The 13,868-nt window shown below is 62.3% G+C and carries 8 protein-coding genes and 1 pseudogene; 1 reads left to right on the top strand and 8 read right to left on the bottom strand.

What is annotated here, in order from left to right; translation table 11 throughout:
• From DWX63_RS11470 to DWX63_RS03405, 6 genes and pseudogenes are all read right to left on the bottom strand, one after another.
• Window positions 1-193 (bottom strand): annotated as a pseudogene (locus DWX63_RS11470) (IS110 family transposase); the annotation flags it as partial.
• 262 nt (window positions 194-455) lie between these two features.
• The gene (gene mobB / locus DWX63_RS11635; RefSeq protein WP_117842821.1) at window positions 456-1,757 is read right to left on the bottom strand and encodes a molybdopterin-guanine dinucleotide biosynthesis protein B; all 1,302 of its coding nucleotides are present in this window, start codon (window positions 1,755-1,757) and stop codon (window positions 456-458) included.
• Window positions 1,758-1,761: 4 nt separating this feature from the next.
• On the bottom strand, window positions 1,762-2,817 hold the full coding sequence (gene moaA / locus DWX63_RS03420; protein WP_233514448.1) for a GTP 3',8-cyclase MoaA: 1,056 nt from the start codon (window positions 2,815-2,817) through the stop codon (window positions 1,762-1,764).
• Window positions 2,818-3,052: 235 nt separating this feature from the next.
• Entirely contained in the window at window positions 3,053-4,090 is a 1,038-nt protein-coding gene (locus DWX63_RS03415) for a hypothetical protein (protein WP_117842820.1), read from the bottom strand.
• Window positions 4,091-4,305: 215 nt separating this feature from the next.
• The gene (locus DWX63_RS03410) at window positions 4,306-6,204 is read right to left on the bottom strand and encodes an ABC transporter ATP-binding protein (protein ID WP_117842819.1); all 1,899 of its coding nucleotides are present in this window, start codon (window positions 6,202-6,204) and stop codon (window positions 4,306-4,308) included.
• Window positions 6,197-8,026, bottom strand: coding sequence for an ABC transporter ATP-binding protein (locus DWX63_RS03405; RefSeq protein WP_117842818.1), 1,830 nt, complete (start codon window positions 8,024-8,026; stop codon window positions 6,197-6,199). Before DWX63_RS03405 ends, DWX63_RS03410 begins: the two co-directional genes overlap by 8 nt.
• Before the next feature lie 261 nt (window positions 8,027-8,287).
• On the opposite strand from DWX63_RS03405, the gene DWX63_RS03400 reads away from it, so the two are divergent.
• Window positions 8,288-9,634, top strand: coding sequence for an MATE family efflux transporter (locus DWX63_RS03400; RefSeq protein WP_117842817.1), 1,347 nt, complete (start codon window positions 8,288-8,290; stop codon window positions 9,632-9,634).
• Window positions 9,635-9,789: 155 nt separating this feature from the next.
• Here the strand turns inward: DWX63_RS03400 and ligA are convergent, their stop codons facing one another.
• Window positions 9,790-12,018: an NAD-dependent DNA ligase LigA gene (gene ligA, locus DWX63_RS03395; RefSeq protein ID WP_117842816.1), complete on the bottom strand. Its 2,229-nt coding sequence runs from the start codon at window positions 12,016-12,018 to the stop codon at window positions 9,790-9,792.
• Between the two features lie 249 nt (window positions 12,019-12,267).
• Window positions 12,268-13,728: a S1C family serine protease gene (locus DWX63_RS03390; RefSeq protein WP_117842815.1), complete on the bottom strand. Its 1,461-nt coding sequence runs from the start codon at window positions 13,726-13,728 to the stop codon at window positions 12,268-12,270.
• Window positions 13,729-13,868 lie beyond the last annotated feature (140 nt).

Raw genomic sequence — 13,868 nt, 5'->3', positions numbered from 1 at the left:
GGTCGAAGCCCGTGACCCCGGACTCGTACACGCACCTGGCCCTGGGGTCCATGGAACGGACCCACTCCGCGACGGCGCCGGCGTCGTAGCCGAAGGTCGCGGCGCGCACCTCCCCGGTCATGACGTCGAGGGAGACGGCCTTTATCGAGCGGGCGTGGACGTCGAGGCCGATGAAGGTGGTAGTATCGAGCATGGGAGCCCCTTCCATGAATGCGGCGTGGCCGCCGCGGCTGAATTAGACACTCACCATTGTCGGCCTAATCCGCGGTCTTTCATGCAGCAGGGGCTCTCAATGTTTTATGTCCTGCTCATATCGTCTGTCTGGTTATGGCAGCGCAGCGAGCCGGTTCCAAGTGCCCCAGGTCGCCCCGAAAGAGGAGCGACGCGTACTTTGGTACGCGGACGACGGCTTGAGGGACGAGATGGGGTGCTTGGGGCCGGCGCAGCGTCAAGCCTTAAAGGTGGTCTTGGATGAGATCGCAGATGGCTCGGGCGTCGTTGATGTTGATGGCTCGGGTCGCAAAGCCGGCGTCGAAGGCCTGACGCGCCAGGGCCTCGTTGCAGGCAAGGGCCAGCGTGTGGCCATCGACCAGGTCGAGCGAGCTCTTGCCGCGCAGACGGTCGACACCGGAGCGCGCGACCACGATGTTGTCGAAGCCCTCGGTCTTGTAGCCCTCGATGATCACCACGTCGACATCGTTGTAGCGCGACAGCAGCTCGCGCGCGGGCATCTCGTCCTCCTCGCGCGTGTCGGCGTACTCCGCCCAGCGCGTGGCGCAGATGAGGCCCACGTGCTTGGATCCGGCCTGGTGATGGCGCCAGGTGTCCTTAGCGGGCACATCGATATCAAAACCGTGATGCCCATGATGCTTGAGCGAACCCACGCGCAGACCGCGGCGGGTGAGCTCGGCAATGACCTTCTCGACGAGCGTGGTCTTGCCCGAGTTTTGGTAGCCGATAAACGCGATCGCGGGGACGGCCGGGGCGGGAGCTGCGGGTGCAACGGCGACGGGTGCGCTCGCGGGCGCGGCACCGTCAGCGGCCACGGACTCAACGGCAGCGGCCTGACGCTCTGCGCGGTCCCACACGCCCGAGCGGCCGCCCTCCTTGTGCAGCAGGCGAACGTCAACGATCTCCATGCCGCGATCGACCGCCTTGCACATGTCATAGATGGTCAGGCACGCGGCACTCGCGCCGGTCAGAGCCTCCATCTCAATGCCGGTCTTGCCCGTTACGCCGGCCGTAACCAGTACGTGAAAGCCAACCTGCCCGTCCGCGCGCGCCGGCGCCCAGCCCTCGGGCACGTCCTCGGCCGGCGTCCCCGCCGCAGCGATGGGCGCAATATCGCACTTGCTCTTGGTAATGAGCAACGGATGGCACATGGGGATGATGTCGCTCGTGCGTTTGATGGCCATAATGCCCGCCACGCGCGCGCAGGCAAGCACGTCGCCCTTTTTGGCGCGGTCCTGCAGTACCATGGCCTGCGTCTCGGGATGCATGAGGATGGTGCCCTCGGCGATGGCAATGCGATGGGTCTCGGCCTTGTCGGACACGTCGACCATGCGCACCTCGCCCTTGGCGTCCACGTGCGTCAGCTCGTCGCGGCGGGCGTCACGGGCGGGTTCGGTGGCAGCGCTGGCAGTCGGCTGTGCGGACGCGTCGGCGTTGCCAGCATTCGCCGCGGCCGTGACTTTGTGGGCAGACATCGCGGCCCTGCGAGCGGCCTTGGTGGCATCGGCGTACCTGCTCTTGGCCATATGATCATCCTCCGATTTGGGACATAAATCGTTGCGTGCCCTCAATTATCGCGTGTTCCTGCGGTTTGTGGGCCACGGCATCGCGCCAAATCGAAAGTACCTGCATATCATCACCACGGCGCAGCGCCTCATGCACCGAATACTCGGCATCGCTGAATAGGCACGGACGCACGTTGCCATCGGCCGTCAGGCGCAGACGGTTGCAATTCGCGCAAAAATGGTTGGACATGGCGCTGATGAAGCCGACCGTTCCCGCCGCGCCCGGAAAGCGCCAATAGCGCGCAGGGCCCGCGCCGGCAGGAGCGTCGCTGATGTCGAGCGGCTCGAGCTCGCCCAGTCCCGTCGCGGCGACCCCGGCATTGATGCGCGCCCGCAGCTCGTCGCTCGGCACGGTATCGCTCGCGTCCCACAGCTCGGGATTGAGCGCGGGCGCATGCGGGTCCACAGTGCAATGCGAGCTCGTGTGCTCGTCGCCAATAGGCATGTATTCGATAAAGCGCAGGTGAATGGGACGGTCGATAGTCAGACGCGCGAGAGCCGCCACATCCTGGTTGAGTCGGCGCACCACAACGCAGTTGACCTTAACGGGCTCAAAGCCCCAAGCCAGCGCCGCGTCGATGCCAGCCACGGTCTGCTCGAGTCGACCCAGGCGCGTGATCTTTCCAAAAAGCGTAGGGTCGAGCGTGTCGAGCGAGATGTTGACGCGGTTAAGCCCCGCGTCTTTGAGCTGCGGCGCCAGCTTGGGCAGCAAGGCGCCGTTGGTGGTAAGCGAGATGTCCTCGATCTGCGGGATCGCGCGGATGTCGCGAATAAGCGGGATGATACGGCGGCTGACCAGCGGCTCGCCGCCCGTCAGGCGCACGCGGCGAATGCCCTCCCCCGCCACCAAGCGCACAAAGCGGGCAATCTCCTCGGCGCTGAGAAGCTCATCGTGTGCGCGGGATGCCACGCCATCGGCCGGCATGCAGTAAATGCAACGGAAATTGCACTTGTCGGTAACGGCAATGCGCAGGTAGTTGATATCGCGGCCAAAGCCGTCATGTTGCACGTGCCCGTCCACGCAGCCCTCCCCTCACGCGGCGTTTTATTCTTCGGAAAACATAATACCCCACGGGAGAATCCTGCCGACACCCGTACGACAGGACAGGTCGCTTCGAGCAAGACCGGCTTCCCAAGCCCATCCTCAGCACGCAAACCATCACAACATTCGATGCTTTTCCCGATTTTGGCAAAAAACGTCGAATGTTGTGATGGTACGCCTACCCGCAGCGCCCCGCAGAAGGACCAAAGCGCCCCTAAAGACCGCTGTCCCAGTGCCGAATCACGAATTCTCGCAGGTCGTTCTGCCGCTTTTGGAACGCTTCGCTTCGGTCGCACTTAAGGCCTATCGCGAGTGCGATGGCGTTCATCGCCCGGTGCAATTGCAGCTGATGGGCAAACTGAGTCCCGGTGAGGACGATCATCCTAAAGCCCAGCGCGCTCAGCACGGTCATACGCTCCGCATCCGACGCGCTGCGCTGTTTATCAAGATGGTCCGAGCCGTTGTATTCAATCCCCGTACCGCTCGCAGGCGCATATACGTCAATCTCGAAATACCCGGCCTTTGCGAGACACTTGAACTCGTTGGGAACATCGACCCTATGGTTGAGCTCGATTTTGGCGTATCCCAGCCCGCCCTGGAAACGTTTTGCTACGACCATGATTGCGGTGGCCGTCTCCATGGGCGACCGCGCGCCATCGTGCACGCGCTTGAGCACGGCGGCCGCGCGTATAGCCCCCTGACGAGATCGGTTCTCATTGCAATAGGCAATCAAGTCGGCAACGGTATACCTCTGCCCCATCTCGATATAATCGCCTGTCGACAGATGATTCAAATGGTATCGGGCGCAGATTTCGTAGCCATATTCCAGCTGCTCGGGCTCACTCATCCACGAACCCGCCTGGACAAAGCACATGGCCTCATCAACCACCAGAAGGCCCTCTGCCACCTCGATAAGATGGCCTGGAGGTACCGGCGCCCCAAACACGTGGCACCTAAATCCAGCCGGCGTCGAGCGCTCAAAATCGAAGTTGACGAGCGTGTCGATATGATCGAGCTCTTCTCGTGGAATACCAAGCGAAACCAGATAGTCGGTAACGATCCCAACTGCCGTTGAAGCCCTCAGTCCCTTGGCATCGAGTCCCAATTTGGGCAGGCTCGCAGTCGGCTCCGCCTCGCTAGCAAGCGAGTCCTCATCGTATAGGCTGCTTGCTCGCGAGAGCGGCTCGGACGGGCGCGCCACGTTGTGGTACAGCCAGGCAGTCTTATGGGACAAGACGATCGGCAGGTCCATGAGCCCTCCAATGGAGTCGGATAACCAACCTTATTCCCCTGCCCACGGGTCCGCACACCTTCGTGCACAAGAAAGCGATTCCACCCGGCCGAGTGGCAGAAAAACCATCACAACATTCGATGCTTTTCCCGTTTTTGGCAAAAAACGTCGAATGTTGTGATGGTTTGAGGCGAGGTGAAGAGCACGGAGAGGTCAAAGCATCGTGCTCGAACGGGTTAATCCAACTCTTTTAAGCCATGCGCCAGCTGCCAGTACTCGCCGTGCTGGGCGAGCAGCTCTTCGTGGGTGCCGCGCTCGATGATGCGGCCGTGTTCGAGGACCATGATGGCGTCGGCGTCGCGGACGGTGGACAGGCGGTGCGCGATCATAAAGGTGGTGCGTCCGCGCATGATGCGGTCCATGCCGCGCTCGATAAGCTTTTCGGTACGCGTGTCGATGGAACTCGTGGCCTCATCCAGGATGAGCACCGGCGGGTCGGCAACGGCCACGCGCGCGATGGCGAGCAGCTGGCGTTGGCCCTGCGACAGGTTGGCGCCGTCGGCCGTGACCGGCGTGTCGTACCCTCTAGGCAGGCGGCGGATAAACGAGTCGGCGCAGGCTGCCTCGGCAGCGGCGCGCACCTCCTCGTCGGTCGCATCGAGCTTGCCAAAGCGGATGTTCTGCGCAATGGTGCCGCTAAACAGGTGCGTGTCCTGCAGCACAATGCCGAGCGACCCGCGCAGGCTGGCCTTGGCAATGTGCTTGACGTCGATGCCGTCGTACGTGATCTCGCCGTCATCGACCTCGTAGAAGCGGTTGATGAGGTTGGTGATGGTCGTCTTTCCGGCGCCCGTCGAGCCCACAAACGCGATCTTTTGCCCCGGCTTGGCAAACAGGTTGAGGTCCGTGAGCACACGGGTGCCCGGCACGTAGGAAAAGTCCACGGCATGGAAGCGCACGTCGCCGGCAAGCAGGACCAAGCCGCACGTGAGCTCGGTACCGTCGGCGGCCACCGCGCGACCCGACTCATCAACGGCTGCCACGTCATGCAGGTGCCCGTACGCGCCCACGCCCTGGCCCTCGGGAATCTTCCATGCCCACGCGGCATCGCCCGTCTGCACCAGCTCCACGCAGCCCTCGTCCACCTCGGGCTTAAGGTCCATGGCGGCAAACAAGCGCTCGGCGCCGGCCAACGCGTTGAGCAAGAAGTTGCCAAGCTGCGTAAACTGGTTGATGGGCATGGCCGCCTGGCGTACAAAGACCAGATAGCTCGCGAGCGCACCTACATCGGCGAGCCCCTTGATGCAGAGCATGCCGCCCGCCACGGCGACGATGGCATAGTTGACGTAGCCAATCACGACGGTCATGGGCACCATGGAGTTGGCATAGCTCACGGCGGCGGTGCCGGTGCGGCGAAGCTCATCGTTGCGGCAGGCGAAGCCGGCGACATTCGCTGCCTCGTGATTAAAGACCTTGATGACCTTTTGGCCCGAGACCATCTCTTCGATATATCCGTCCAGGTCGCCAAGCGATGCCTGCTGGGCGGCAAAGAAGCGCTTAGAGCGCGTGCCCGAGTAGCGCGCGTACAGCACAATGGCCGCATCGCACACGAGCGTGATAATCGTGAGCTGCCAGTTAAGGATGATGAGCATGGCCGTGGTGCCCACAACCTGAATGGCGGCCTGAATCACGTTGGCAAAGCTGTTGTTGAGCGCCTCGGAGACGGTGTCGACGTCGTTGGCGAAAAAGCTCATGATGTCACCCGAGCGCGTGCTGTCAAAATAACTGAGCGGCAGCGTCTGGATGTGCGCGAACAGGTCGCGGCGAATATCGGACACCACGCGCTGGGCCGCGCGCACCATGATCTGTGAGTAGCCCAGGGCCGAAAGCACGCCCGCGGCGTAGATGATCGCCGTCAGGATGACCTGCTTGGCGAGCAGTTCCTCCCCGCCCGTGGCCAAACCGTTAACGATGGGGCGCACCATGTAGGTGCCGGCGAGGCTCGCGATGGCGGCGACGGAGGCGAGCACACCCACCGCAAGCAACGAGAACTTGGCGTGACCCATGTAGGAGAGCAGGCGGCGCACCGTGCGCTCGAGGTCGGCCGGGCGTGCTTGGGCTGCGGTCTTAGGCATGGCGCTCACCCCCTTCCAAGAGCGAACCGCTGGGGACGGAGGAAAACGGATCATTCGCGCAGCCATCGTCGCTGCCTCCGGCGGCGTCCGCGTTCCCCGCAAACTCCATCTGCGAGGCGTAAATCTCCTGGTAGATGTTGTCGCCCGCCAGCAGTTCCTCGTGCGTGCCCACGCCGTGGACACGACCGTCGTCCAACACCACAATGCGATCGGCATCCATGACGCTCGCGATGCGCTGGGCGATGATGAGCACGGTCGTATCGGGAATCTGAGCGATGTGCTCGCGAATCTTAGCGTCGGTCGCCATATCGACCGCACTGGTGGAGTCATCAAAAATGAGCACGCGCGGATGCTTGAGCAGCGTGCGCGCGATGCACAGGCGTTGCTTCTGGCCACCCGAAACACCGGCGCCGCCTTGGCCTAACTCGCCGTCCAGCCCGCCGATGCGATCAAGGAACTCGTCCACGCACGCCGCGCGGCAAGCCGCGAGGAGCTCATCGTCCGACGCCTGCGGATTGCCCCACTGCAGGTTCTCACGCACGGTGCCCGTGAACAGCACATTCTTTTGCAGCACAATGCCCACCGCGTCGCGCAAGGTAGCCAGGTCGTAGTCACGCACGTCATGTCCGCCCACAAGCACGGCGCCCTCGGTGGCGTCGTACAGGCGCGCAATCAGCTGCACAAGCGAGCTCTTGCCCGAACCCGTACCGCCGAGGATACCCACCGTCGAGCCGCTCTCAATGCGAAGGTCGATATGCTCGAGCACATCCTCGGCTGCATCCGCGCGGTATTTAAAGGAAACGTCGCGAAACTCGATACTGCCGTCCGCTGGTGCCGCAGTCGCGAGGTCTCCCGCAGGGTTGGCGATAAAGGGCTCTTCATCGAGCACCTCTGCGATACGGCCCACACTCGTGAGAGCGCGCGTGAGCAGCAAAAACACGTTGGAAATCATCATGAGCGAGTTCATGATCAGCAGCACGTAGCTCATAAAGCCCGTGAGCGAGCCCACGCCGAGCTCGCCGGCAAGAATCATGCGACCGCCGATCCACAGAATGGAAAGCGCCGCCACGTACATCGACAGCTGAAACACCGGCAAGTTGAGCACAGCGTTGCCAAAGGTCTTCGTCGCCGTATGCGCAAGCTCGGTATTGACGGCGTCGAACTTGGCCTCCTCGTGCTCGGCGCGCACGTACGCCTTGACGGCGCGCACGGCGGTGAGGTCCTCCTGCACCACGCCGTTGAGATGGTCCATCGAAGTCTGTAACTGGCGATAGAGCGGGCTGACGCGGTAGGTGATAACGCCCAGCACGATCGCTAGCACCGGCAGAATAATCGCGAATACCGTAGCGAGCGGACGCGACAGCACCAACGCATAGACCAAGCCGACGATAAGCGTCACAGGACCACGCACCATGGGGCGGAAGCCGTTACCTACAGCGTTTTGAATCACGGTGATGTCGGTGGTCATGCGAGTGACAAGCGAGCTGGCGTCGTAGTTGTCCAGATTGCCAAAAGCGAGCGTCTGGATCTTGCGATACTCCGCCTCGCGCAGGTTAGCGCCCAGCCCCGAGGCGACGCGAGCAGACGTGCGTGCATAGCCCAAGCCAAGTACCAGCGAACATGCGGCGCATACCAACATATACGTGCCCTGCAACAGCATGTAGTTGATGTCGCCCGCGGGCACGCCCACATCGATGATATTTGCCATGATGACCGGGATAAACAGCTCGAGCGCCGTCTCGGCCGTCACAAAGAGCACGCCGAGTATGGCATCGCGGCGGTATGTCCCCAGATAGGAAAACAAAATCTTGAGATTGCGCACGCAGATTCATCCCCCATCAAACGTTGTTCGCAAACCCACGTATTATGGCGCGCCGTGCGGCGGTGTCAAGTGATGCGAAATCGATTTCTGCAAGGCTAGTGCAGACGCCATGCTCACAGGGCGCACGTCCGTATTCAATTAGAAATGAACGCGAGCGTGACTTTTTCGCCTCGCCGCCAACACAAACCTTGACTCTACAATCGTTGTAGGGTTTTCACTACACTGGTACGTAAACGACCCAAGCCAGAAAGTGCCCCGCCCATGGAACACGACCTCACACGCGGCAATGTCCTCAAGACCATCGCGGTCTTTGCCCTGCCCTATATGCTCTCGTACTTTTTGCAGATGCTCTACGGCATGGCCGATCTGTACATGATGGGGCAGTTTAGCGGCGCTGCCGGCATCACCGCTGTGGGCAACGGCGCGCAGACGCTCTATATCATTACCGTGACGCTCGTGGGTCTGGCCATGGGAACGACGGTCATCGTCGGCCACGCCGTGGGCTCGCGCCGCTTCGATCGTGCCGAGACCGCCATCGGCAATACCATCACGCTGTTTATGGGTGTCTCGGTGGTGCTGGCCGCTGTCCTGCTCGCACTGTGTCCGCAGATTGTGGCACTCATTGGCACGCCGGCCGAAGCGGTCGAAGGAACCGCCGCCTACCTGCGTATCTGCTTTATGGGCATTCCCTTTATCGCCGCGTACAACATCCTCTCGGCCATCTTTCGCGGCCTAGGCGATTCGCGCTCGCCCATGTACGTGATTGGCGTGGCGTGCATCATCAACATCGCGCTCGACTTTCTGTTTATCGGCCACATGGGGCTCGGCCCCGTAGGCGCGGCACTCGGCACAGTCATCGCGCAGACGGCGAGCGTGGCTCTCGCGCTCGTGTGGCTCAAGAGCCGTCGCACAAACATCCACGTTAAGCGCAGCGACCTGCGCCCCCAGCCCGAGGTGCTCGGCAGCATTCTTAAGATCGGCGTGCCCGTGGCCGTGCAGGACGGCTGCATCCAGGTGGCATTTATGTTCATCACCGTCATCGCCAACCACCGCGGCCTGGTCGACGCCGCCGCCGTGGGCCTAGTCGAGAAGATGATCAGCTTTTTGTTTATCGTGCCGAGTTCCATGGGCGCTACCGTCAGCGCGCTCACGGCGCAAAACGCCGGTGCGGGCAAGGGCGACCGCGCGCGTCAGGTACTCAGGGACGCCATGACCATCTCGGTGGTGTACGGCTGCCTGATCACGGTGCTGATGTGGCTGGTGGCGCCGGCGTTTATCGGCTTTTTTGCCAAGGACCCCGCGGTGGTCGCCGCCGGCACCGGCTATATGCGCAGCTATATTTTCGACGCGATCTTTGCCGGCATCCACATTTGCTTTAGCGGCTTTTTCGCTGCATACGGCAAGAGCTACATCGGCTTTGCGCACAACGTGCTGGCCGTGGCGCTCATTCGCGTGCCCGGTGCGTGGCTGCTGTCGAATGCCTATTCCGACACGCTGTTTCCCATGGGCATCGCCTCGCCGTGCGGGTCGATTCTGTCGGCGGTCATTTGTGTTGTCGCGTTTACCGTGCTCAACCGCCGCGGAGCTTTTGACAAATTGGCAGCGTAGCGGGGCGACGCGAGATCGCCCTCATCGACGACATCATCAGCGACGACCCCGCGACCTACGTAACGCAGATCACGGTGCCCGTTGCCCCAGTAAAGTAAAAACCGCCCGGAAGGCATCGTGCTTCCGGGCGGTTCTTCAATTAGGCTATTGATGCGCTAAGCCTGGGGCACCTGACCAGTAGCCAAGATCTGCTCGAGTGTGTCCTCATCCAACACGGGCACACCCAGCTGCTCGGCCTTGGTGAGCTTGGAGCCCGCTTTGGGGCCGGCGACCAGATAGCTCGTCTTCTTTGAAACACTGCCCGAGACCTTGGCGCCGAGCACCTTGAGCGCCGCGCCCGCCTCGTCGCGCGTGCGGTTGACGAGCGTGCCCGTGAGCACAAAGGTCAGACCCGCGAGCGGTTGAGCGTCGGCGAGCTCGCCGGCCACGCCTGCATCGGCCGCGGCTTGCGCGTGTGCGGCGCCCAAGTCAACCTCGAGCGACAGGCCCGCCTGGCGTAGGCGCTCCAGCACGGCAAGGTTCTCGGGCACAGCCAGGAACTGCTTGACGCTCGCCGCAATCTTGGGGCCGATGCCCTCGCACTCGGCGATGTCCTCTTCGCTCGCCAAGATGAGCTTGTCAATCGACAGGAATCGCTCGGCGATGACCTCGCCCACGCTCTTGCCCACGTGGCGGATGCCCAGGGCAAACAGCACGCGACCGAGTGGCTGGCTCTTGGACTTGTTGAGCTCGGCGATGATTTTCTCGGCCGTCTTGAGGCCCACCGGGATGGGATCGCCCTTCTTGACGCCCTTTTTGCTGTTGGAGCTGGCATAGGTGCGGCCCGTGTCCAGGCCTGCGATGTCGTCGACCGTGAGCTGGTAGAAGTCCGCGACATCGTGGATCAGGCCGGCAGCGATCATCTTGTCGACGATCTCGTCGCCCAGGCCATCGACGTCCATGCAGCCGCGGCTCACCCAGTGGAGCAAACGCTCCTTGAGCTGTGCGGGGCAGTCGATGGACACGCAGCGGTAGGCAACCTCGCCATCCTCGTGAACCACGGGGCTACCGCACACGGGGCAGACCTCGGGCATGTGCCAGTCGACCGAATCGGCCGGGCGCTTGTCGAGCACCGGGCCCACGACCTCGGGAATCACGTCGCCCGCCTTGTGCACGATGATGGTATCGCCCTCGCGCACGTTTTTGCGGCGGATCTCGTCGATGTTGTGCAGCGTGGCGCGCGCGATGGTGGAGCCGGCGACCGTCACCGGGTCGAACTCGGCGACCGGCGTGAGCACACCAGTGCGGCCCACCTGGATGCGAATCTCGCGCAGGATGGTCTGCTTTTCCTCGGGCGGGAACTTAAAGGCAATGGCCCAGCGCGGTGCGCGGGCGGTAAAGCCCAGGTCGAGCTGCTGCTGGAAGCTGTCGACCTTTACGACCACGCCGTCGATGTCGTAGTCCAAGTCGCCGCGATGCTCGAGGGCCTGGGCGCAGAACTCGTGGACCTCGGCCGGCGTGGCGCAGCGGGCCACGTTGGGGTTGACGCTAAAGCCGGCGCTACGCAGCCAGTCCAGAAACTCGCGCTGGCTGTGGACGTGCAGTGGGTCGGTATCGGCAATGGCATAGATAAAGGTGGCCAAGTCGCGACGCGCCGTGACCTTGGGGTCCTTTTGGCGCAGGCTGCCGGCGGCGGCGTTGCGCGGGTTGGCAAAGGGGTCGCGGCCCTCGGCATCGGACTCTTCATTCAGACGAACAAAGCTGCCCTTGGGCATGTACACCTCGCCGCGTACCTCAATGGTACGCTCGCGGTCGGCGCCCATGTGGGCGAGCGCCGGCTCGGACAGGTGCATGGGCACATCCTTGATGGTACGCACGTTGAGCGACACGTCCTCGCCCGTTGTGCCATCGCCACGTGTGGCGGCGCGCACGAAGGTTCCGTTTTGGTAGGTAAGCGCCACGCCCAGGCCGTCGATCTTAAGCTCGCAGGTATAGGTGACGCTACCGGCACCGAGCGCATCCTCGGTACGCTGGAGCCACGCGTCGAGTTCGTCCAGATCCATGGCATCGTCCATGGAATACATGCGTGCCATATGCGTGACCGGCGTAAACTGCTCGCTCACGTAGCCGCCCACGCGCTGGGTATAGCTGTCGGGCGTCACCAGATCGGGGTAGGCCGCCTCGATTTCCTGCAGCTCAACGAGCATTTTGTCAAAGGCAGCGTCCGTGATCTCGGGCGCGTCGAGCATGTAGTAGCGGTACGCGTGGTAATCGAGCTCGTGGCGCAGCTCGGCCGCGCGCGCTGCCGCCTGGGCACGGGCGTCGGTCGGTGCGGCGGCATCCGCGCTCGCGGGCGTTTCGGTATCGATGTCCACACCGTCACCAAACAGGCTCGATTGCTCCATAGCGGCACTCCTTCGCTCGATTTCAAACGGATACAAGAGTACCACCGGTCACGATGGGGCCGAATAGCGGTCTCAAACCGCACCGAATCGGCAGCCGTCAAACTGGAGTGGATCGCGCGTTCAAACCATGCCCTTGCCGTTTCTAAATGATCCGTTTTCCTCCATCCCCAATGGATCACTACGAAAAGAGGGGCTGTCCCGCGCTGGCGGAACAGCCCCCTCTGGCCTCGATATGTGCGATACAGCTCGTTAGAAACCCTGGCCGTTGCCCTGACCCTGGCCCTGCTGGCCAAGCAGCTCCTCCAGATACTGGCGCAGCTGCTCGTCGGTAATACCGCCGTTGCCGGTATCGGTCGCGCTGTCGTTCTGCTGCTGGTTCTGCAGCTCCTCGTCGGAGCCCAGCTCAACCGTGACCTTCTTCTCTTCCTTGCCGCGCATGAGCGTGATCTCGACCTTCTCGCCCACCTCGTGGCTGCGCAGCGCGATGATCAGGCCGTCGGCGCTCGAAATCTCATCGTCGCCCAGCTTGGTGATGACGTCGCCCTCCTGAATGCCGGCCTTGGCGGCAGGACCATCCTCAACGACGCTCGCCACATACGCGCCGCTATCGGTGCTCAACTTGTTGGTGCGGGCGTTAAGCGCATTGACGCTCGAAAGCGTGGCGCCCAGGTACGGATGCACCGGCGTCTTACCGTCGATGATCTGGTCGGCAATGTTCTTGGCGTAGTTAACCGGAATGGCAAAACCCACGCCCGAGCTGGAGCCCGAGTAGCTCTCGATAAGCGAGTTGATACCCACAAGCTCACCGTTGTCGTTGACGAGCGCACCGCCGGAGTTGCCCGGGTTGATGGCGGCATCGGTCTGGATCATGTTGGCATAGATGGTGTTACCGTTGGTAGAGCTCATGGCCGTTGAGCGATACAGCGCCGACACAATGCCCGTGGAGACAGACTGCTCGTTGCCGAACGGCGAGCCGATCGCCATGACCCACTCGCCCACGTTGAGCTTGGAGGAATCGCCGATCTCGATCGGGGTGAGCTTGGAGGCGTCGGCGTCCTTGAGCTTGATGACGGCCAGGTCGCTCGAGGCATCGTTGCCCACGAACTCGGCCTCGTACGTAGTGCCGTCATCCATGGTCACCACGTACTGATCGTAGCCATCGACCACGTGGTTGTTGGTGAGAATGTGGCCCTCGGTATCGAGCACAACGCCCGAACCGACGCTGCCCGAGTTGTTCGACTCGTCGGCAGACTGCGAAAGCGAGCCATTCTGGCCGCCGCTCGAAGTGGCGGTAATGGAAACCACGGAGGGCAGGGCCTTGGCAGAAACGGCCTCGGCCAGCGTGGTGTCCTCGGAATCAATCGTAATCTTTTGCGTCGATGAACCCGAAGCACCCGCCGTCACGGCATTCTTTCCGCCGCCAATGTTGAGCGTGCCGCTCATAATGAGCGCAATGACCAGCAGGGCGCCGCAGGCACAACCGGCAAGCGCCGTAATAAAGATCGGCAGCTTTTTGGTCTTAGTCTTGACCACTGTGTGCTTGTTTACAACCCGCTGGCTGCCCAGCGGCTTTCCGGTCTGCGTGTCGTAGGCCTGCACGTAGGGAATGTTGCTGTCGGCAGGCGTCGACTCTACCTGCACACGCGGCTGCTGTTGGGTCTCGCCGGCGTTGCCCGCATCCTGGGGACGCTGGGAATCGTTCTCGCTCATAGCTGCGATCCTTTCGTCAAATAACCAAAGGCCCGCCAAACATGTGGCGGGCCATCATTGTTCACGTTGAGTTGTACCCCAATATGCGGGCGTACGTGTACGAGAACGCAATCTTTTAGGAAGGCTTAAGTTCTGCTGCA

It is taken from the genome of Collinsella sp. AF20-14LB (assembly GCF_003459505.1).
Lineage (GTDB): Bacteria > Actinomycetota > Coriobacteriia > Coriobacteriales > Coriobacteriaceae > Collinsella.
Note: the sequence above shows the minus strand (reverse complement) of the source record. Positions and strands in the feature narration are given on the sequence as shown.